Origin of the sequence: Enterobacter sp. ECC-219 (assembly GCF_043966805.1) — a bacterium.
Taxonomy (GTDB): domain Bacteria; phylum Pseudomonadota; class Gammaproteobacteria; order Enterobacterales; family Enterobacteriaceae; genus Enterobacter; species Enterobacter cloacae_N.
Window position 1 is genome coordinate 2,563,888 of sequence record NZ_CP143680.1, and the last position, 20,822, is coordinate 2,584,709.

General features: G+C 46.5%; 25 protein-coding genes. 13 read left to right on the plus strand and 12 right to left on the minus strand.

Annotation, left to right across the window (positions count from 1 at the left end):
• Position 1: 1 nt before the first annotated feature.
• From hflD to rluE, 4 genes are read right to left on the minus strand one after another with little or no spacing between them, the layout of a single operon-like run.
• Positions 2-631 carry a high frequency lysogenization protein HflD gene (hflD, locus tag V1603_RS12070; RefSeq protein ID WP_013097081.1) on the minus strand — a complete coding sequence of 210 codons (630 nt, stop codon included), beginning with the start codon at positions 629-631 and terminating at the stop codon, positions 2-4.
• Between the two features lie 26 nt (positions 632-657).
• Entirely contained in the window at positions 658-1,770 is a 1,113-nt protein-coding gene (mnmA, locus tag V1603_RS12075) for a tRNA 2-thiouridine(34) synthase MnmA (RefSeq protein ID WP_028012751.1), read from the minus strand.
• A 40-nt stretch (positions 1,771-1,810) separates the two neighbouring features.
• The gene (locus V1603_RS12080) at positions 1,811-2,284 is read right to left on the minus strand and encodes an NUDIX hydrolase (RefSeq protein WP_395312688.1); all 474 of its coding nucleotides are present in this window, start codon (positions 2,282-2,284) and stop codon (positions 1,811-1,813) included.
• 9 nt (positions 2,285-2,293) lie between these two features.
• Positions 2,294-2,947: a 23S rRNA pseudouridine(2457) synthase RluE gene (rluE, locus tag V1603_RS12085; protein ID WP_163328871.1), complete on the minus strand. Its 654-nt coding sequence runs from the start codon at positions 2,945-2,947 to the stop codon at positions 2,294-2,296.
• Between the two features lie 117 nt (positions 2,948-3,064).
• Between rluE and icd the strand changes: the two genes are divergently transcribed.
• The 3 genes from icd to V1603_RS12100 all read left to right on the plus strand — a co-directional run bounded on the left by icd (position 3,065) and on the right by V1603_RS12100 (position 6,236).
• Positions 3,065-4,315: an NADP-dependent isocitrate dehydrogenase gene (gene icd / locus V1603_RS12090; RefSeq protein ID WP_192981663.1), complete on the plus strand. Its 1,251-nt coding sequence runs from the start codon at positions 3,065-3,067 to the stop codon at positions 4,313-4,315.
• A 275-nt stretch (positions 4,316-4,590) separates the two neighbouring features.
• Positions 4,591-5,730: an AAA family ATPase gene (locus tag V1603_RS12095; protein WP_322407971.1), complete on the plus strand. Its 1,140-nt coding sequence runs from the start codon at positions 4,591-4,593 to the stop codon at positions 5,728-5,730.
• Entirely contained in the window at positions 5,727-6,236 is a 510-nt protein-coding gene (locus V1603_RS12100) for a hypothetical protein (protein ID WP_322407972.1), read from the plus strand. The genes V1603_RS12095 and V1603_RS12100 overlap by 4 nt, the downstream gene beginning before the upstream one ends.
• Before the next feature lie 76 nt (positions 6,237-6,312).
• Here V1603_RS12100 and V1603_RS12105 read toward each other — a convergent pair whose 3' ends face one another.
• From V1603_RS12105 to V1603_RS12125, 5 genes are all read right to left on the minus strand, one after another.
• Positions 6,313-7,437, minus strand: coding sequence for a phage integrase Arm DNA-binding domain-containing protein (locus V1603_RS12105; RefSeq protein ID WP_322407973.1), 1,125 nt, complete (start codon positions 7,435-7,437; stop codon positions 6,313-6,315).
• Positions 7,418-7,663 (minus strand): excisionase, encoded by a 246-nt coding sequence (locus V1603_RS12110; RefSeq protein ID WP_071785721.1) that lies wholly within the window; start codon positions 7,661-7,663, stop codon positions 7,418-7,420. Before V1603_RS12110 ends, V1603_RS12105 begins: the two co-directional genes overlap by 20 nt.
• Before the next feature lie 52 nt (positions 7,664-7,715).
• Entirely contained in the window at positions 7,716-10,199 is a 2,484-nt protein-coding gene (locus tag V1603_RS12115; RefSeq protein ID WP_322407974.1) for a 3'-5' exoribonuclease domain-containing protein, read from the minus strand.
• A 437-nt stretch (positions 10,200-10,636) separates the two neighbouring features.
• On the minus strand, positions 10,637-10,903 hold the full coding sequence (locus tag V1603_RS12120; protein WP_157986882.1) for a hypothetical protein: 267 nt from the start codon (positions 10,901-10,903) through the stop codon (positions 10,637-10,639).
• Positions 10,904-11,223: 320 nt separating this feature from the next.
• Entirely contained in the window at positions 11,224-11,628 is a 405-nt protein-coding gene (locus V1603_RS12125; protein ID WP_023292756.1) for a helix-turn-helix domain-containing protein, read from the minus strand.
• A 122-nt stretch (positions 11,629-11,750) separates the two neighbouring features.
• Here V1603_RS12125 and V1603_RS12130 point away from each other — a divergent pair, with 122 nt between their 5' ends.
• From V1603_RS12130 to V1603_RS12160, 7 genes are all read left to right on the plus strand, one after another.
• Positions 11,751-11,981 carry a YdaS family helix-turn-helix protein gene (locus V1603_RS12130; RefSeq protein WP_023292755.1) on the plus strand — a complete coding sequence of 77 codons (231 nt, stop codon included), beginning with the start codon at positions 11,751-11,753 and terminating at the stop codon, positions 11,979-11,981.
• 2 nt (positions 11,982-11,983) lie between these two features.
• Positions 11,984-12,538: a toxin YdaT family protein gene (locus V1603_RS12135; RefSeq protein ID WP_182278777.1), complete on the plus strand. Its 555-nt coding sequence runs from the start codon at positions 11,984-11,986 to the stop codon at positions 12,536-12,538.
• Positions 12,539-12,574: 36 nt separating this feature from the next.
• The gene (locus V1603_RS12140; RefSeq protein WP_395312689.1) at positions 12,575-13,633 is read left to right on the plus strand and encodes a DnaT-like ssDNA-binding domain-containing protein; all 1,059 of its coding nucleotides are present in this window, start codon (positions 12,575-12,577) and stop codon (positions 13,631-13,633) included.
• Positions 13,545-14,090 carry a replication protein P gene (locus tag V1603_RS12145; RefSeq protein ID WP_126296543.1) on the plus strand — a complete coding sequence of 182 codons (546 nt, stop codon included), beginning with the start codon at positions 13,545-13,547 and terminating at the stop codon, positions 14,088-14,090. Before V1603_RS12140 ends, V1603_RS12145 begins: the two co-directional genes overlap by 89 nt.
• Positions 14,091-14,104: 14 nt before the next feature.
• On the plus strand, positions 14,105-14,524 hold the full coding sequence (locus V1603_RS12150; RefSeq protein WP_395312690.1) for a PerC family transcriptional regulator: 420 nt from the start codon (positions 14,105-14,107) through the stop codon (positions 14,522-14,524).
• A 3-nt stretch (positions 14,525-14,527) separates the two neighbouring features.
• Positions 14,528-14,785, plus strand: a complete 258-nt coding sequence (locus tag V1603_RS12155; RefSeq protein WP_045350074.1) for a DUF977 family protein — start codon at positions 14,528-14,530, stop codon at positions 14,783-14,785.
• A 241-nt stretch (positions 14,786-15,026) separates the two neighbouring features.
• Complete coding sequence (locus V1603_RS12160; RefSeq protein WP_322407975.1) at positions 15,027-16,052, plus strand: hypothetical protein; 1,026 nt, start codon at positions 15,027-15,029, stop codon at positions 16,050-16,052.
• A gap of 364 nt (positions 16,053-16,416) precedes the next feature.
• On the opposite strand, the gene V1603_RS12165 is transcribed toward V1603_RS12160, so the two are convergent.
• Both V1603_RS12165 and V1603_RS12170 read right to left on the minus strand, forming a co-directional pair.
• Positions 16,417-17,454, minus strand: coding sequence for a serine protease (locus V1603_RS12165; RefSeq protein WP_322407976.1), 1,038 nt, complete (start codon positions 17,452-17,454; stop codon positions 16,417-16,419).
• Positions 17,455-17,757: 303 nt separating this feature from the next.
• The gene (locus V1603_RS12170) at positions 17,758-18,360 is read right to left on the minus strand and encodes a site-specific integrase (RefSeq protein WP_126303414.1); all 603 of its coding nucleotides are present in this window, start codon (positions 18,358-18,360) and stop codon (positions 17,758-17,760) included.
• 165 nt (positions 18,361-18,525) lie between these two features.
• On the opposite strand from V1603_RS12170, the gene V1603_RS12175 reads away from it, so the two are divergent.
• Together V1603_RS12175 and V1603_RS12180 are read left to right on the plus strand one after the other, a co-directional pair.
• A complete protein-coding gene (locus V1603_RS12175; RefSeq protein ID WP_126303413.1) occupies positions 18,526-18,945 on the plus strand; it encodes an ASCH domain-containing protein in 420 nt (139 codons plus the stop codon).
• Between the two features lie 123 nt (positions 18,946-19,068).
• A complete protein-coding gene (locus V1603_RS12180) occupies positions 19,069-19,536 on the plus strand; it encodes a GNAT family N-acetyltransferase (protein WP_045350068.1) in 468 nt (155 codons plus the stop codon).
• Between the two features lie 139 nt (positions 19,537-19,675).
• Here the strand turns inward: V1603_RS12180 and V1603_RS12185 are convergent, their stop codons facing one another.
• A complete protein-coding gene (locus V1603_RS12185; protein ID WP_322407978.1) occupies positions 19,676-20,218 on the minus strand; it encodes a GNAT family protein in 543 nt (180 codons plus the stop codon).
• Positions 20,219-20,426: 208 nt separating this feature from the next.
• Here V1603_RS12185 and V1603_RS12190 point away from each other — a divergent pair, with 208 nt between their 5' ends.
• Positions 20,427-20,660: a DinI-like family protein gene (locus V1603_RS12190; RefSeq protein WP_322407979.1), complete on the plus strand. Its 234-nt coding sequence runs from the start codon at positions 20,427-20,429 to the stop codon at positions 20,658-20,660.
• Positions 20,661-20,822 lie beyond the last annotated feature (162 nt).

Genomic DNA, 20,822 nt, shown 5'->3' on the forward strand with positions numbered 1-20,822 from the left:
GTTAACAATGAGCAAGAATTTGTTTTGCCTGAGTGGTCAGGCGATTACGAGAAAACATTAACTGCAGGCGGCCACCGCCAACCTGGTGCCACAGCACGGCAGCGCGGATCCCTGCCAGCAGGGACGCGCGCACTTTTGCCTGTACCTGCGGGCTTTGCAGCACGGCAGGGGATCCGGTGACCTGAATACGCGGGCCCAGCGGGCTGATGACGTCAACGTAAATGCCCGCCATGGCGCTCAGCAGCGTTTCGGACTGCAGGTCGAAATGGTCGAGCTGACGCTGTAACCCGGCGATGCGATCGCCCAGGGTATTAAGCGCGCCTTTCGCGGCGCTCAGCTTACGCTCCAGCACCATCAGGCTTAAGGTGTAGCGGGTCAGCTCCGCGTTTAACCCCTGACGGCTGCTGGCGTTAAGTACGCCAAGCAGGGTTTCAAGACCGAGACGAAGATTGGTTTCACTGCCGCCGAACACACCTAGGGTTGAACCGGGGTTGAGGTCGATAACGCTGTTGAGCGAAACGTGCAGGGCGTCAGCGTCGCAGTGACCCTGATGCGCCAGCTGTTGCACCAGACGAGCTGACTGGCAAATTCCCGCCAGCGCCAGGGTGATGTCATAGTAATTCTTCGCCACACGGTCTCCTTTATGTGTGCAATCGGTTAAACAGCGGGCAGCGGCAGGCGCTGTTCAATGATCCCGCCGCCCAGGCAGATCTCACCGCTGTAGAAGACAGCGGACTGACCTGGAGTAACGGCGGCGACCGGCTCGTCGAAACGCACGTCAATGCGGTCGTCATCTAGCGCGGTAATGGTGCAAGGAATATCGGTCTGACGGTAGCGCGTTTTCACCGTGCAGCGCAGCGTGCCTTTCAGCGGCTCGCGATCGACCCAGTGCAGTTGCTGCGCGATAAGGCCAACGGACATCAGACGAGGATGGTCATGGCCCTGGGCGACAACCAGAATATTATTTTCGACGTCTTTATCGACCACGTACCACGGATCTTCGCTGCCTTCTTTGGTCCCGCCAATACCCAGACCTTTACGCTGGCCTAACGTGTGGTACATCAGCCCCTGATGCTGACCAATCTCGTCGCCATCAACGGTGACAATTTTACCCGGCTGCGCAGGGAGGTAGCGGCCAAGGAAATCACGGAACTTTCGCTCGCCGATAAAGCAGATACCGGTAGAGTCTTTTTTCTTGGCGGTGATCAGGTCCAGCTCTTCAGCGATTTTACGCACTTCCGGTTTTTCCAGTTCGCCAACCGGGAACAGGCTTTGCGCAATCTGTTCGTGGCTCAGCGTATAAAGGAAGTAGCTCTGATCTTTGTTGCCGTCCAGGCCGCGCAGCAGCTGGCTTTTGCCATTCACGTCTGCACGACGCACGTAGTGACCGGTCGCAATGTAGTCAGCGCCCAGATCTTCCGCGGCGAATTCCAGGAAGGCTTTAAATTTGATCTCTTTGTTGCACAGAATATCCGGGTTCGGCGTACGGCCCGCTTTGTACTCTTCAAGGAACAGTTCAAAGACGTTATCCCAGTATTCTGCGGCAAAGTTAACGGTGTGCAGTTCAATGCCGAGCTTATCGCATACGGCCTGCGCATCGGCGAGATCCGCAGCGGCAGTGCAGTATTCCTCGCCATCGTCTTCCTCCCAGTTCTTCATGAACAGGCCCTCCACCTTATAGCCCTGTTGCTGTAACAGGTAGGCGGAAACGGAGGAATCGACACCGCCGGACATGCCGACGATCACTTTTTTCTGGCTGTTATCTGACATGGAATACTCACGACATTGAACTTCAAGGCGGCGTATTCTATCACGCCCCCCCACCGTTGACACCCTCTGTAAACGGCCAGTTAAATTCTCCGATGACACCCAGCGGCAAGCGCGCATCTGACTGCCAGCAGCGGATGCTTTCCGCAACCAGCGGTGAGCGCAGGTTTGGCGCGTTCAGGATCTCCTCGGCGGTGACCCACAGGCAGCGATCGATATCGTCATCGTGCGGTTCAGTGGCGCACGTTTCGCTAAGCTCAACGGCAAATAAAAAGCGCAGGAATGGGGTGCTGTCGGGAGCAATCCACTGGTGCATGCGGATGAAGTGCTGCGGTTCAGCGTGAATGCCCGTCTCTTCCCAGAGCTCGCGCTTCGCGGCCTGCAGCAACGTTTCATTGGCTTCAAGATGCCCGGCAGGCTGATTCCACAGCGCCTTGCCGTTGATGCTCTCTTCCACAACGAGGAATTTTCCCTGCGCATGCACCACGCAGGCGACCGTAACATGAGGTTTAAACATCGTTTCTCCTTAAGGGGCAACGTCGCGCCATTCGCCGTTTGCCAGCGTATCCAGCGTATAGCTGCCCATGGCGTAGCGAATCAGACGCAGGGTAGGGAAGCCGACGTGTGCGGTCATGCGCCTCACCTGACGGTTGCGGCCTTCATACAGGGTGATTTTGAGCCAGCTTGTCGGGATGGATTTGCGCTCGCGAATGGGTGGGTTACGCGGCCACAGCCACTCCGGCTCATTCACGCGTTCAATACCGGCGGGCAGGGTGGGGCCGTCGTTCAGCGTCACGCCGCTGCGTAATTTCGCCAGCGTCTCTTCGTCCGGCTCGCCCTCGACCTGCACGAAGTAAATTTTTCCGGTGCGTTTGCCCGGCTGCGTGAGCTTCGCCTGCAGAGCGCCGTCATTGGTTAAGACCAAAAGTCCTTCGCTGTCCCGGTCCAGACGCCCGGCGGCGTAAACACCCTGAACAGGGATGTAATCCTTCAACGTGCTGCGCCCGGCCTCATCGGTGAACTGCGGCAAAACATCGTAGGGTTTATTGAACAAAATCACCCGCTTCGGCTGGGTTTGCTGGGGTCGTCTGGTGGCTTGTCGCGAGCTGAATCGCTCAACCCGGTGTTTTGTAAAAGAAGTTTTCTTCATGGTATTTTCAGGCGTTATCAATTGCCGCATTATAGCCTAATAACGAAGACCTTTCATGGCGCAGGACAATCAGGTACTATCGAAGGGCTCATTACAATTTATTAACATAAGATCAGTAACAACCAGAAGCGCTCGAAGGAGAGGTTAATGGAAAGCAAAGTAGTTGTTCCGGCGGAAGGTAAAAAGATCACCCTGCAAAACGGCAAGATTAACGTTCCTGACAATCCGATTATCCCGTTCATCGAAGGTGATGGTATCGGCGTAGACGTTACCCCGGCAATGCTGAAAGTGGTTGATGCCGCTGTTGAGAAAGCCTACAAAGGCGAGCGTAAAATTTCCTGGATGGAAATTTACACCGGTGAGAAATCGACTCAAGTTTATGGCCAGGACGTCTGGCTGCCAGCGGAAACGCTGGACCTGATCCGCGAATACCGCGTTGCTATTAAAGGCCCACTGACTACCCCAGTTGGTGGCGGCATCCGTTCCCTGAACGTGGCACTGCGTCAGGAGCTTGACCTGTACGTGTGTCTGCGTCCGGTTCGTTACTATCAGGGCACCCCAAGCCCGGTTAAGCACCCTGAACTGACCGACATGGTTATCTTCCGCGAAAACTCAGAAGACATCTACGCGGGTATCGAATGGAAAGCGGACTCTGCTGACGCAGAAAAAGTGATTAAATTCCTGCGCGAAGAGATGGGCGTGAAGAAAATTCGCTTCCCTGAGCATTGCGGTATCGGCATCAAGCCGTGCTCCGAAGAAGGGACCAAACGTCTGGTGCGTGCGGCCATCGAATATGCGATCACCAACGACCGTGACTCTGTGACCCTGGTTCACAAGGGCAACATCATGAAGTTCACCGAAGGCGCGTTCAAAGACTGGGGCTACCAGCTGGCGACCGAAGAGTTCGGCGGTGAGTTGATCGACGGCGGCCCGTGGCAGAAGATTAAGAACCCGAACACCGGCAAAGAGATCATCATTAAAGATGTGATCGCCGATGCGTTCCTGCAGCAGATCCTGCTGCGTCCTGCAGAATACGACGTCATTGCCTGTATGAACCTGAACGGTGACTACATTTCTGACGCCCTGGCAGCGCAGGTTGGCGGTATCGGTATCGCCCCTGGTGCGAACATCGGTGACGAGTGCGCCCTGTTCGAAGCGACCCACGGTACTGCGCCTAAATATGCCGGGCAGGACAAAGTGAACCCAGGCTCTATCATCCTGTCCGCAGAGATGATGCTGCGTCATATGGAATGGTTCGAAGCCGCAGACCTGATCGTTAAAGGTATGGAAGGCGCGATCAACGCGAAAACCGTCACCTATGACTTCGAACGTCTGATGGAAGGCGCTAAGCTGTTGAAATGCTCAGAGTTTGGCGACGCGATTATCGCGAACATGTAATCCACTCGCTGGGTTAGTAAAGAACGGGAACCACTTGGTTCCCGTTTTTATTATTAGTTTTCGAACATTTATCAAAAGTTTATCAAAAAAAATTATCAAAATTCCGGTGATTCTCAGCCAATTGGTTACGTAAAAGTACTGAAATTAAAGATACCTGTTTCGCACACCCTTCCCATCTCTGATCGCTTAGCTCAATATTATGTCAATTCTGGCATTATCTTCCCATTGTAAGGATTGTGTGGTATCTTGTAATCTAGAAAAAATGAGGTGGGTTTATGATTATAAATTTTGGAGCAAAAAATTTTTTTAGTTTTAAAGAAGGGTTTGATATTTCATTCGAATTAGGCAAAACTTGTCCCTCCAAAATATCCAAAGGGAAAAGTGTATCTAATATCCTGTGTGTCAAAGGAGCAAATGGTTCTGGTAAGACAAATATATTGAAAGCCATCAATTTCATATCTAACTTTGTTAGCTCATCTTTTAATAACAAGGTCGATGGTTATTTAATGTTTGATCCCTATTTTACAAGCAAAGAAGTTACTGAGTTTTATGTGACTTTTATTTTAGGTGGTACTATTTATCGCTACGAAGCTGATTTGACGGAAACGGAGGTTAAGCGCGAAACGCTTTTTAAAAAAAATAAGAGAGAAGTAAAAGCGATTGAAAGAATTAATGATGTTGTGACATATGCAATTAAAGAGTTCGATGAACTTAAAACTATAAAAATGAGGAAAAATGTTTCATTATTCAGCATGGCAATGCAATATGATGTAAAAAGCATCAAGAATATTCACGCAAAATTTAATAATGTTATTTCTAATGTGTCTTATACTGGTTTGCTTCCTCATACTCATGAGTTAGAGTTTGTAAATAAATTCTACTACGAAAATGACGAAGCTTTCTCTTTTGCTAAAGAAATAATTAAGAGGTTTGATCCTTCTATTAAAGATATTTATATAACTAAAAAGACAGATGAAGAAGGAAAGGACGTATATCGGCCCTGGTTCTTGTTTGAATTTGATAATGAAAAAGATATTCTTAGCTTGAATCAGCAATCAAGTGGCACAAAGTCGCTTTACAAACAACTTGGAAGTTATAAAGCTGTACTTGTTTTGGGTGGTTTTTTAGTTTTAGATGAGTTTGATATAAATCTACACCCTCATATTCTACCTCACTTGTTAGAGTTTTTCTTAAACGAAGATACAAATGCAGAAAATGCACAATTAATATTCACCACACATAATACTGAGATTCTTGATTTTTTAGGAAAACATAGAACCTATTTGGTGAACAAGGAAAACACAGAAAGTTATTGCTATAGACTCGATGAGATCCCAAGCGATATACTTAGGAATGATAGACTGATTTCACCAGCTTACAATCAGGGTAAAATTGGCGGAGTACCGAAAATATGACCAAGAAATTTGGTAATGCTCGGGCAGAGCGCTTTTTAAAGTCTTTCATAGATATTGCAAGCCTTGATTCTGGTGAATGTAATCTTTCATTAAGGTGTAAGTTTAATTTCTCCTATTTCGACAGCAACCAAGAGCATTCTGGGCGATTCTCGGATTGGTCTTTAGAGAATATTTGCGAGTTCATTGATAAACTTATTGATTATTCTTCGCGCTCTTTAGGTCAGTTGCAACAAATTGGGATTGGAAAAAATAGAAACGGCTTGTTATCTTTTTATGATGCATTTCCTCCTCATAGTCTATTTACAATGCCTAAGAGCGTCCCCCATCAAGCTCGTTGGGGACGTTTCAGATTAGACCAGAACAAAAGACTTGTAGGGTTTGTGGTGCCAGACGAATATCATGGAGTTAAGCATGAATCAACAGGAATGTTATATGATAAAAATACCTTTTATGTGGTGTTCTTAGACAATAATCATGACTTTTATCCACCAAGGTCGAAACGATAATAGTAATTTATGTTTATCTAAATGTAACTTACATCCTTTTAACTGGGAGTAAGTTACATTGATATTGTATTCTTTGTCATAATATCTTTACCCAATCTTTACCTCGGTCATCATGATACCTAGCTGTCTGATTGGGCGATTTATGTCCCAGTAGTTTTTGGGTATCGATGCCCTGGGCTTCATAAAGGCGCTCTGCTAAAGATCGTTGTTCGTGGAACGTTGCTGGCGTACCGTCCCCCCAATTTATTTCCGCTTTATCACGGGCCTTACTGAAATTCATTGTTATAGTGTTCGACTTCACCTGTGCACCTCGTTCGGCCATTGAGGTCGCCCGGAAGAAATGTATAAGGTATGGACTCACGGCATAGTCACGACAACGCGCAACTACATCCCTCAAACTCCAGTCAATCGCATTAAGTCTCAGGGATAGAGGGATCGCTAGCTTACTTCCCGTCTTCTCCTGAACGACATGAAGATGGTCATCCCAAATGTCGCTAAACTTCATGTTAGAAATATCTCCGAGGCGCTGACCAGTAACGAGGGCTAATAGCATTGCATTACCCATGTATTGATGGCGGGCATCAGCTATCTCGAAAATCTTTTGCCATTCGTCGAGGTTAAGACGTTGTCGGGTAATCCGCCGGCGTGGTTGTTTTGTAGCAAGAGCCGGGTTATAACCCGGCGGTACCTCGCCATAATGCTGTGCTTCTTTGAACACATCTATTAACACTGAGCGTATGACCTGAGCCATTCGCGGCTGGCCCTCTGCAACATAGGACTCCAGTATCTGGGCAACATCCCGAACATCGACGGCTGATATCAATTTCATTCCTACGCTCTCGCGAAGTAGGGCGACGGGTTTAGCCTTTTGCTTATGAGTGTTCGGCTTGATATCACCATTCTCCAGTCTTTCATCCTGAATTTTCCAATAACGATCTAACCACGTATTTGTTGTTATCGCCTTTCCTTTGCTGGTGGCGATCTTGTCACTGAGAGCCAAAACCTGCCTGGTGCGCTGTTCAGCTAGTCGCTCATTAGCTTCGATTGCTATTGCTGTTGCTTCAGCCTCGTTAGTTCCGAGGCTGTGAAATTTACCAGTAACAGGATGCTTATAACGCCAGTAGATTTTATTTACCTTACGACTGTAGAGCGGATAAAGATTAGGTATCTTAACGTTGTTTTTACGTGGTCGGGCAGCCATCAGACAGTATCCTTTGAAGCATAGGAGAATCAGATTTTTTAATAACGGGTTGGGTTAAATTACCTGTAATCTCGGCATCTTCTCTTACCCGCCAATATCTTCCTTCTTTGGTGGCCGGGGGAGTGAACATGCTCTCTTTAGCATATCGACGTAAAGTATTCAGACTTGGAGGATTACTCCGGTATTTTTCCGCAGCCCATTCTTCTAAAGTCAGCATTTGAAGCATGTGATTTACCTCATAATGGCCCATATCAGGGCCATTTTCTGAAATTAAAAAATCAGTGTTCTGTCAGACGCTGCCAGATTGCTGACACGTATTTGACCTGGTGAAGAGCATCCGAAATAGCCTTGTGAGGTTCACCCTCAAATGGGATCTCATAGCGAGGCTCGCAGCCAACGGCTTTACCCAACTCGACAACAGTTCTTACATCCCGGTTATTCCAGAACTTCCATGGGCAGGGGATCCCCGTCCGGTCATAAGATGCCTCAAGCAGGACATTGTCATAAGTGGCACCATTACCCCAGACCTGAACAGAATCAGGGCCGTTAACCGCATTCTCGCCTATAAACTCATTTAGCTGCAGTAATGCATCATCGAGCGGAATAGCATCATCCATCACTAACTCTGAACGAGCTTCAGGTGAAGCTTTGAGCCAGAAGATTATGGTAGATGCATCCGGAACTCCGCCGCTGGCCATGGCAGATTCCAGGCTAATCACTTTGTAAAAATCCGAACCGGTATTACCTGTTGATGGATCAAAGAACACGGCCCCGATAGATACGACTGGTGAATCAGCTTTTTTACCAAAAGCTTCAATGTCGATCATAAGGTGTTTATAGAGCATTTCAGGCTCGATATGATTATGATGACCGGAATCATTATTTATGGCAGTTGTGCTGCTATAAGTTTCCGTAGCGCTTGCGCTTGAGATAGTTTCTTCAGTGCCTTCTGATAACGCAGCACCGTCCGGTGTTTCATCATTGCCAGTTTCTTCCATCTGCACATTATCAACGTACTCCGCCGCGGTATTTTGTTGGTCGATTACAGCTTTGCTGGTGGCCAGCCCTTCAATAGAAAAAAGACCATTACCAACTTTTTCGAAAACCGGCAGCGTGCCGCCGTCGACTTGTGCCCCTTCATTCTGGCCGCGAGTTTCAAAAGCAGAATCAGTCACTATCTCGTTTGTCCAGCTCACCTCAGGGTTATGTCGCGCAGCCGCAAGAGTTTCGTCTGATTGAGCAGAATGATCGCTTTCAGTCAGGTTCGCGTTAATGAATCCGCTGAGAAGTGCCGGATACAGGTAATGCTCTGGGTGAGCGCTGCGGATAAGTGCAAAGATAGCTGCACGCGAGTAGTCCAAAATCCCCGGAGTTGCGCGAAGAGCTCTAGACCATTCTTTGAATGGACTTTCTTTTTTACTAACGATCTCTTTTGCCCGACGGAAAACACCACCAGGGATATCATAAATGTTGAAATCCATTGGTAACGTGGCCAGCGCAATCTCTAAATCGAGAGTGTCGAGATCATGTTTAAGGTCAGGGTTTCTGTCGGTCTTGTTGCCTCCGCCAGCATTCGTACCGCTTTCAGTACGCTGTATTTCTGCAATGCGATTGCCTTTGGCCCATTCTTTTACCAGCAGGCCGCGGTCTATGTAATCAGTCGCCGCCCAGATTCTGGTGAATCGGAGAACCAAAGCGAGTTCGTGACGCTTTTCCTGGCTGAACACTTTGCGAATGGCGTCGGTATAGCGCCACAGGTCTTTGGTGTCGTAACCCTTAACCTGTTCGCAGTTTTCTGCCGCCAGCAGCAGGTTCTGGACATAGCTATTGTCAGTGTCCATCTCCAGCGCGCTGATACCTTCGTATTCATCGCGTGTAATGTGGTGGCGCAGTTCGTCGGAGGTGAACTGGGCGAGTAGCTGCTTGCGAAAGGGCATGCTAACGACTGGATAACGTGTGGTCTCGTCATCATTCTCGTCAATCTGGATACCGTTATCAGGTTCAAGACCCTGACCTGCTATAACTCCGGTGTCGCTGGTGCTTTCAGATTTCACATGGGTTAATTTGCCGCTGCGCCAGGCTTCCACTAATTGGTTGCGATCGCTGTCATCTGCTGTAGCCCAGTCAGCCATGAATGCAGCGATATTTTCAGTTTCGTGGACTTCATCTGGCGCGAATACCTGCTTAATCGCCTGAACGAGTTTCCACTCAGCGTTCAGGCTAAGTTCGGCAACTTCAGGGATGTTGCTCTTCGCCAGCAGCAGGTTCTGAAGATAGGTGTTGCCTTCATCCAGTGACATTTCGCTGGCAGCCAGCTGCTGCTCTTTTGTGATGTGTGATTGATACTTGTCGCTGGTCAGGTGAACGGCAAAACGTACTGCTGAAGTGCGGTTTTCAAGTGGGACACTCTCGACGGTGGTTTCAACTGTAGTGGTCGCTTCCTGAGCGGCAGTGTTGTTGTCCACGGCTCCAGTAGACTCAGCTCCAGCCTTTGGCAGCCAAGTGCGTCCATCGTCCTGCAGTTCGTAGCGTTTGCACCAGGTGTAATCTACTGTGCTTTCTTCCGGCAGGTCGTCGTAAACAGGAAAATCGGTACGGACAGGCTTGCTATAATCCTTGCCCCGGCCAGTTTCAATACCAGCATCTTCCAGCTCAACATCCAGCTGCAAATTGGCTCGCGCTTCTGATTTAGCAGTGAACCAGATAACGGCATCTTCTTTGCCGGATTTCTGTGTTGCCTTGATTAAATGAAAGAATTCCATATCGGGGCCTTAATTTTGGTTGTAAGATACCCGCAGCTAGTGATTGCCGCCTTGGGTAGTGGTCATTGGTCAAAACTCGATTCCGGAAAGCTTTGGTCGGCTGACCGGGTACTTAACCCGCCTTGCGCGGGTTTTGTGCTTTATGAAGCGCTGGGATCGCCTTTTTGAGCGAGGGCGTAGCAAATGCGGCGGACTACCACCCAAAAATAGGGTAGATGTACGGCCTGGCACCGTGCTGGTTTTCTAGCGAAATCGGTCATAGTTGATCTTCTCCTGTTAATGCCTGCCTTTTAACCACCTCAGTCTCAGTGCTATCCTGAAATCTGAAATCAGCCTGCAAGGACATAAAAATGGCAACCCGTCCAATAAGTGTTTATTGGTTCAAAAACCGCGACCAATATGATTCCTGCATAGAGTTACTGACAGATTCGTGGGTTCTACCTGACGATTACCGGGATTGGCTTATCCGTTTCAATCAGATGATTGATCGTTATGAACGCAGCGGTATCGAGGTTATCAAAGTAGAAATAGAGCCCAACGAGTTCACCAACTGGTGCCTCGCCAACGGGTGTGAAATAAGCACCAAGAGCTGCAACGACTTCGCTGTTTTCCATGGCGGAAGCCAGTCGCTCCGCTACAGAGATTCTGATGGGGGATATGAGTAAACAAGCTCGCCCTTCAATTCTGAAAATTTCGATATGCATTATTTCCTACCTTGATATTTAACCCCTGTGTCGTTTGTCCCAAGGGGGCTCACTAATTTCGCCTTATCGCCGGCTAGCGGAACGTTAAACCTGCTGCGCGATTGTCTTGCCATCTCATCCGGTGTTTCGTATGCCGCCGGCAGCTACTTCATGGGCGTCCTGCCTTGATGACTGATTTTCTAAATTCAGACTACAAATAAATATGTCAAAGGTCAACATTGGATTGATATATATAATTGCAATGATGATTTTTGAAGGGGGTAGAGGAGATGCCAGGGTCAAAAAAAGGCCGCTAAATGCGGCCCTTAGAGTGTTCTTTATCAGTCTTTGGTTGGAGCGGGCTCAATCTTCCTTTTGCTGAGAAATTCAGCCATAAATTTATCGAGCTCTTCGAGGCGGTCGCTGGCCAGCTGTATGAACCTGGTTTGTTCAACTTCAGGTAACTGATCAAAAACTTCCAACAACGCAGCTTGTTTCTCGTTCAGTACCGTTTTGCTTTCGCTGGTTGCCTTAAGATGCGCCTCTTCTTCATCAGATAAAAAGAACCAATACAGTGGTTTACCTAATGCTTCCGGGAATAAAGCCAACTTTTCCTTGCGAGGAAAATTACCTGTATTGCACCAGTTACTAACCGTTTGTGAGTTTACCCCCACTCTGCGGCCCAGCTCAGATTGAGATATCCCGGCTTCATCAAGAGCTCGTAACAGTCTTTCTTCGAAGTTCATGTTCGTATCCAAATCAAACCCATAAGCAAGCATACAAACTTTCTTATCAGATGTGATTGATTAAGTTTCTTGACATTGATAAATTATTTATCAATCATGTGATTCATAAATTGGGAGGAAGCATGAAAGAACACATTCAACAAAAAATTATTTCACTGTGTGGCAGCCAAACAGAACTGGCTCGCCGCTTAGGTAAAAACTCGCAGACTGTATCTGTCTGGTTCCGTACTCAGGTAGCAAGCACAGAAGTTTTAAACGCATGCAGAGCTTTGGATTGGGAAGTCACCCCGCATGAATTACGTCCAGACCTCTATCCCAACGCAACAGATGGATTACCTCAGAAGGAGGCTTAATCATGCAGTCAGCTACATATCAACATCATAACCAACGCCTGGCCGGACCGCTGAAAACTCAAAATCAATTTATGGCGCATCGGCGAGATAGCTTTAAGCACCGTTCAATACAGGTTGCCGTTCGGGAGTGGGAATCCACTTTGCCCGGCCAGGCGCAGGAGAAAATCGCTCAGATGGTGGCTGAGCAGTGGGCGAAGGAAGGGGGCCGCGGTATCGCGGTCAACAAGCAGAATTTATTCCGGTATCTGAAAAACGAAGGTGGTTCGGAAAAATACACCGCATACATCATGCAACTGTCGGGGGCAATCGTCGCCGCTATGCCCATTGAGATCGCCAGAAAGCATGGACTCAGTAACGCCAGAACGGAAGCCGAGCTGGTGGCGAGCGCTATCAAAGAATGCAGTGAGGCGCATCAGGCGAAGTTGCTGGGCGCACCGCTGCAAAAGCTTGAAAAAGAAATCCGCGAGGCGGCAATCGCATTATTCAACATGTTACCTGCTGACGCGGCGGGACCACTACTGGCGAGTATTAGCGCCGTAGCGCCGCAATTTTTTTAATCGAGTTTTGACCAATGAATTCAACCCGGAGGCTTCATGAGCATTGATGCAATGCGGTGGGCCAAGAAAGTTAAGACCGGAAAATCCTCCAGTAAGGCGCTCCTGACCTGGCTGGCTGATATGTGCGGCGCTGACTTGTGCGCTTACCCATCCGTCGCTGCGCTTGCAGAGGCTACTGAGATGGACAGAAAGACGGTGCTTGCAGGCTTGCAGCATCTGCAGGAAATCGGCCTGGTTGTCGACACAGGTGAACGGCGCGGCAGGACCAAGCAAATTCCTGTGTACAAGCTGGTCGGTGTTGAGGAAAGCATCCCCGATGCCGAACAGACCCAAAACCGGAACTCTTTAAAGGATCCCAAAAACGGTACGGTTGATTTGAACCGTACCGAAAACGGAACTGTTAATACAAACAGTGCCATTAACGGGACTGTTTCAGGTAATAAGGGTACCAAAAACGGGATTGTTAACAGGTCATATTTTAACCAAAGAGTACCGTTTTTCCCTTTAAACAGTCCCAAAAACGGGACACGGAATCTACCAAGGAACCATAAAGATCTAAACCCCACACATACAGAACTGGTCGAACCTGTTATTCCTGATTATCCGGATCAGCCAGGTATCGGAATTGGGCAACAGCAGCCATTCGGCAAATTCCGGATGTTTGAAGACTGGAAGCCAACAGCCGACTTTGCACGACAGGCAAACCTGTGGGGCATGCCGCTCAAGGCAGGCATAAATATCGAAGCCGAGCTGAGCAGTTTCATCGCTTACTGGCAAGCCGAAGGGAAAGTGTTTCATCAAATTCAGTGGGAGCAGAAGTTCGCTCGCCACCTGGATCGCGCAAAGGTTCTGAAAGCACCACAAACGGGAGGTACCGAGAATGCATCAGTTAGACCACAGCCAGCAGCATCCCGAGTTGTTCAGCAAATACAGTCAGCACACGCAGAGTGGCGACGCCGGAACGGACTTGATGGCGACGGAGACAGCGTGGCGGTTATGGCAGGTGATGGGGGAAATCTTCTCGAACCGCTGGACGCAGAAGAATGGGGCAGAACCCACGGCCCTGTGGATAGCTCAAATAGGTTCGATGACTGAGAACCAGATCAAACTGGTTTGTCAGCAATGCATGGACCGTTGCGCATTAGGTAATACATGGCCCCCAGATCTTGCTGAGTTCGTTTCGCTGGTTTCAGAGAGTGGCGCAAATCCGTTCGGGCTGACATCCGACCGGGTGATGAGTGAATACCGACGCTGGCGTAACGAGTCGTATCGTTTTTCGGGTAGTGACAAATATCCGTGGCCGCAGCCGGTGCTGTATCACATCTGCATCGAAATGCGCAGAACTGGTGTTGAGCGTCAGATGACCGAGGGGGAACTTAAAAAACTGGCAGAGAAGTTATTAACCAAATGGACGAAGCACGTAAGCAACGGGCTTTCGGTTCCTCCAATCCGTCGGCAGCTAGCTGCACCGCAGCATCCGGCAGGGCCAACTCCGGCACAGCTGCTGATAGAAGAGTACCAACGCCGTAAAGCGGCAGGTTTAACCAACTAATCGAGCATTGACCAATGACCAAAGCATTAACACAAAAACAGCAGGTAGCAGTGTTTGTGCGCTACCAACCGAACTGCGCCGTAGGCGATGTTGCAGAGGCACTGGATATGTCAGGTGCAACAGCTGGCAAATTGCTTCGTGACTTAAGCGACCAAGGCGTGATCGTTCGTTCCCGGAATAGTGTTCAGTACACATACGAGGTGGTACCAGACGCGGATATTCCGGATGTAATCCTTCCGTGTATGGCGGAAAAAAGCGATCCAGTCAGGATGCAGGCCGCAGAGGAGAAAGCGAAGGCGCTTGAGGCAAAAGGCCTGTGGCGAAGAGCTGCTGTGGTGTATTCAGAAATGTTTGGCATAGCTGGTAGTGCTGTTGAGGTCGCCCGTATCGCCAAGCGTCGTAAAGACTGCCTGCGTCAGGCGGGGAGGGCGTAACCGATGCCGAGACCAAAAACACAGAGTGAACGCAACCAAATCATATCAAGGATCATTGAGTTGGTGAAAAAGCATGGCCGTATCACGACGAAAGAAGTCGTTGGGATGTTCGATCTGCATCGCACCACCGCAGAGAAATACATACGAATAGCCATTGCACGGGGCGAATTGATCCGCTACGGTCGTTGCGGCATTTTCCGTGACCAACGCACAATAATCGATTTCGACCTGAAACGCTTCACACACCAGAAAGTAAGGTGAATGTAGTAGATGAAAATGCCGCTTAGCCGCGGCATCTCTATGCTCTTGAAGGTCCGCTATGAGCGAGCAGCGGACCTTAAACAGTTAGTTCCGCACTAAATGGTTGCTAAGCTTAGCCATGCCTTAATCTGTTATGTGACTAGGAGCATTGATTGATCCAAGCTGTGCATTACTGATAATATTCAAGATATAAAATGGCCTATACTTTACAATTGAGTTTATAATGGATTTTTCCCGATTTATGAAGCCGCAAGATCTTGAGGGCATCGAGTTAGAACACGCACCGATTGGTTTAACTATTCATTACACGGTTCTTTGCTTTAATGATAGTTTTAATCATAGTGGAAAGGAATTTTTTACCAATTTCATAAATGAATTTGGTAAAGTAAAAAAATGGATCATTTCTTCAGATTATGCATTTTATGATAAAGATAAGAAAAATGACGTAGTGACATTTTCTATTTTTCCACATCTTGCACATTTTAACAAAATGTCTGATTACATAAATGCAATTGCTCCGGCAGACATTAAAAAGGTGAAATCAGTCAGTGATGAATTCATAACTTTTCTGAGCAGTGGCCCTGTGTTTAATATTTCATTTATTCTTGATCGAGAAAGGCGGATGCACAGTGATGAAAGAAGTTATCACTTGCACCGGTTGGAGTCGATGATTCGCCTTCTGGAATATTGGTGCAAATCTACCCCTGAGGGAAAAGAAAATTATCAAAAAAGAATATTAGAGCTGAACAAGGCTAAAGACTTAATCAATTCGCCTGGGGTAAATCTACGAATTTTTAGGGACATTGAAATAGTTGCTCAGTTGGCTGCCTTTCTCCTTGCAGAAATAAGCATGACCGCTGATGTGGAAATTATTTCGTGGTTATCAGACCGGGATAGCATGTTAACCTTTAAAAATAAAATCATTGGCGACTACATGCTTGAGCAGGTAGCCTCCACCTATCATGTTTTATGTGGGAATAATGGAGTGGACTCTTCGGAGAAATTATTATTACCTAAACCTGAACTGGAGGGGGATAATTTTTATGATAGCTTCATTCGCATTCCTGATTATATCTCCGGCACTCTTGCAGATTTTGATTTCGAAAAAAACAAATCATCTCGCCCAAAGTTTGAAAAGGTGAAAAATGGCACTTTTTCCGAGGAGAGTAGAAATATCATCTATCAACTTTTTTTTCATCCGAATTTCAGAGCTTACAGGATCCCATGGGAAGTCGAAAGTGATGGTGATATTAAAGTAATTGACTGAGAAATTATCACTGCGTTTCTGCAGGAACGGCTATAAAAAAAATATACAATGCATGTCAGTATGGCGTAATTACTTATCCTATATTAAATATTTTAAACTAAAGCAGACCTACTCTTTGACTAACAACAACAACTGTCAAAAAAGTCCGTTCCTGGCACGAAGCAGAATGCCTAAAGCACAACAAAGTCTGCTGTGAAAGAAAAGCAGCCATAGCACATGCAGTAAAAATTGCTTAGATATAATAATTTTTACTGCAATATTCCGATTTTTGAATTATCCGCTTTTGGCTCAAATCTGCCAATAAATCGATTTCGATCGATTAGGTTCGTAAGCGGATCCACTAATATTATCAATTAAACATGGGTTAGAAATATCCATCTGTAAACCTTTGTCTGACCAATGAATACCCAGACGCACAAAGCATATCTCGTGCAGCTTCAGCAGCTCTCTTCAACAAAATAGGAGGGGGATTATCGATTGGCGTGGCTATTAGCGAAGATCCTTCCGTCATATTTATACTTAGCGGACAAATCACGCTAAATGAACTTATAACTAAATTTCGAACACTCTCATCAAAACAAGACACTTCTATAAAAACATCGCGGTTGTCATCATAAACGGATAATTTAAGATCAAATGCATGTGGATTTAATCTTGCAGTATTGGTTAATGCCAACTTTATTGTAGCTAATGATTCTATATCGCGATAGTATTCATGGTCATCTGGGTCCCACCCATATTTTAAAGCTAGCTCAGCAGCAGCTGATATGCTTATACATGCCATAAAACCCGTTTCCACTACTTGATCGTTACGACATAGACTATCGGTAACTACGCCTATTGCTTCTCCTCTGTCATTGATAATTGGACCTCCACTGAATCCTCCTCTAGCCATTGTTGCTATAACATAACTCAGATATTGACTTCCTCGCATAATAATTAACGAACTAATTGTGGATTTTACAGCAACTTGAAATGGATGCGCAGTAATGGGGATAGGTGGATAACCAACACATAATACATTCGTCAGTAATGCTAAATCCTCAGACTGATGGATATCATGCGTCGAACTTAGCAAGATAGAAGGTATGGATTCGTACTTTTCCACTTTGAAAACAGCCACATCGTCAACGTCACTTTCTAAAAATACGGGTTCTAAACATACTTTTAAAATTTGGGGGCGTTCTTCTTCTGAAAGTGGTGCCGCGTGATACTCAACAATCTTGTTATGTGGCTGAGTGATTCCGACTTCGATTATTGTGTTGTTAAAAACCACATGCTTGGCAGTAATAAAGTAGCCTTGGCCTATGTGAAAAGCTGTACCTATAGACTCATCACCCTCCGATGTCTGGACCGTTACGTATGCAATACTTCGCCGACATTCATGATAAACTTGTTGCAATCTCGCCTCCAATTAATTATTTGCACTACTACTTGTTTAATATATACCAGATTCTCAATGTTAATACATATCTATTAGATTCTAACGAATTAGCTTTTTCCAGATATGCCCGAAGGCTTACCCGTAAAAAGTTCTGGTGCACCTTAAGCACTCGTTAACGTCTCATCATTCTCGGGTTATTATTTTTTTTACCAGTTCAGCCAGAACGTTGAGCTGTTCGTGTAGAGGTTGTGGCAAGTAGCGAACTGATTAGTTAGCAACGTCCGCTTCTGGCACAGGGCTGCTGTTGCAGCCCTGATAACCTTAGACTTCAATCGATTCAGATATCTCTAACGCATCATCGACTTCGATGCCCAGATAACGGACTGTGCTTTCCAGTTTCTTATGGCCCAACAGAAGTTGGATCACCCGGAGATTCTTGGATTTCTTGTATATCAAGTAAGGTTTTGTTCTTCTCATGGAATGTGTGCTGTAAAGCGAAGCTTCGAGACCAAGCTTTTCTACCCACCCATGAAAAATTCGGCTGTATTGTCGGGTTGATATGTGCCGGTTAGTTCCGATCCGAGACCGAAACAAGAAGTCTTTGCTGTGCAAATTGCCAAGCTTTATCAATGCAGCAACAGCTTCTCTTGTCCCTTTGGTTATCTCAAATTGCACAGGGCTACCGGTTTTCTGTTGCAGCACCGTAGCTCTGCTTGAAACCGAGCTACCATATGCAACATCAGATACTTTGAGGCTCACCAGATCGCAGCCTCGTAGCTTACTGTCTAAGGCCATATTGAACAGAGCTAAATCACGCGTTTTACCTTCCAGTTCAAGCCGGATTCGAATCCCCCAGATATGAGATATCTGAAGTGGTCTTTTTTGGCCTATGATACGGTCTTTATTCCACGGTGACGTGTTCATACTCAAATCTCCTGCAATGTGGGAGATTTGAGTATGGTTGTCCCTTATGAGCGAGAAGCGGAAGCTCTCAGTAATGGAACAACGGTGAATTTTTGCATTAGATAGTTCATATTGATTGGAAATGGGTCTCTTCCTCTAAGCAAATCAAATTAACAAAGGCTAAAAATGGCAAAGCTCGAAGAATTAAAAAAAATTTATCCCGGTGCACTGACATGGCAATTTGGCGACAGCCCAGAACTTGCTGACGAACTCGTACAACTGGTTTTGAGTGGGAGTAAAACAGCGACATGCTCTTCGATAGTTTCTTTTCAGCATGAGTATGAACGAGGCGAAGCTCCCTGCGTTGGAAGTTATAATATCATTCTTAACGGAGCCGGACAGCCAATGTGCGTGATTAGAACTCTCAGGATGCAAGTCATCCGCTTCAGTGAAATGACGAGTGAACTCGCCAGTAAGGAAGGTGAAGGCGATTTAAGTCTGGAGTATTGGAATGAAGGTCATAAGCGTTATTTTGAACGTGAAGGCACTTTTTCTGAAGAAATGGAACTTATCTTTGAGGAATTTGAACTTACAGAGATTTTGTAACTGTCTGCTCCTGGCACAGAACGGACTGGCTAACTGGGAATGGGCCCACTGTGAGAGAGGAGATGACACCCTGTTTCACAAAAAGTACTATTGTTCTACAAGCAGCTTTCATAATGAGGTTTTATGAAAATAAGAAGGTTCCGTAATGGGGATGAAATCCCATTATTTAACGTGTTTTATTCTTCTGTACATACCATCGCATCAGACTACTACACACATGAACAAATTGATGCTTGGGCCCCGGCAGAAATCGACTTGGAACAATGGGCCAATCACATGAGGCAACTACGCCCTTTTGTTGTAGAGCTTGATGGTGAAATAGCTGGATATGCAGATCTCCAACCAAATGGGTACATTGACCATTTTTATGTCTCAGGAATCTATTCAGGACAGGGGGTAGGGACGTTACTAATGAATTGCATTCATGAGGAAGCGAGGCAACATGGAACTAGTGAGCTTACTTCAAATGTAAGTAAGGCTGCGGAAGCGTTCTTTCTACGACACGGCTTTCATGTAGTGGAGAGAGGTTTTCCTATTTGCCGTGGAATTACATTAGAAAATGCACTGATGCGAAAACATTTGGCAAAATAATAAATAACCTGCAGCAGGCAGCATTGTTTGCCTGTTTGAGCTCAACAAACCAGTACAATGAATGTCCGCTCCTTTCACACTGGGGAATTATATGGCACAGCCAAAAATTACATCCTGTGATAAGCACTTGAAATATAGATTAAATCGTTGATTTAAATTCTTTTTTTAGTAAGGCATAAACAAATGTATTGTCATATCTTTCCTCGCCTTCATCCGTAATAAATGAAACAAACTCTTTAAAGCAACCCTCCTGTCGCATACCAAGGCGGGAGCACAATCTTTGAGAGGACAGGTTGTAGTCTTCAACGTACGCATAGAGACGCCTTGCCTGTTTCACGTTAAACAAATATTTAAACAGGGCCCCAACTGATTCTGTTGCATACCCGTACCCTTCATAGCGCTGATTGAAGTGCCAACCTACTGACCACGTATTAGCATCTGGTTCGCCACTATTTTCTGCAAACAGATGGCCAATCACGAGGTCGGTGTCTTTGAGGCAAACAGCAAATTGGCTTGGATCATTTGCTCTTCTGCATACTTCGTCTACGGCATCCTCAACTGAGTTGAGCGTTTCGTCCTGAAAACAGGGAGTACGTGGCGAAGACAGATAATCCAGAAGTGCTAAAGCATCACTCTCTTTAAATGAACGAAGAATGAGTCTGGGTGAAGTGGCTATTGTCATGGCTTGTCGATTCCATTAAAGATTAGTTATATGGTGCTGATTTAATGAAGAATTTATTGGGTGAATTATACTTGCTTCGACATTAACGCCCACTGTCCTGTTTGTAAACAACATAATCAAACTTTAACAATTCGTGCTGTTAAGGCGTTGATCAAACTTCTCCATAAGTGTACTGTATAAACATACAGCTTTTGCAGTGGAGGCGCTTATGAAAGTTGAATTAACCATTGATCGTACTAAAGAACTTCCAGAGGGTGCAGTCCCGGCACTTGAGAGAGAATTATTAAAACGGATCCAGAGTCAGTTCGGTAACTGCAGTCTGATTGTGCGTCGCTCAGGTTCCGATTGGTTAAGTGTTTACGGTGGCGAAAAAGAAGCGAAGAAAAAGGTTGAGGAAATCCTCCAGCAGACCTGGGAAAGTGCAGACGACTGGTTTTATTGAAACAGCATGCTGAAATTTTCCAGTTTGGAGGGGAGATTGGTGGAACAAAAAGAAGAATTACCAAACAAGGGCTATGCGGTCATCAGATGCAACGATGGGGTTATCGTTGCGCGACTGCACTCATTTCCTGATAGTGGTCGCGCGCTCATGTACAGACGTGGG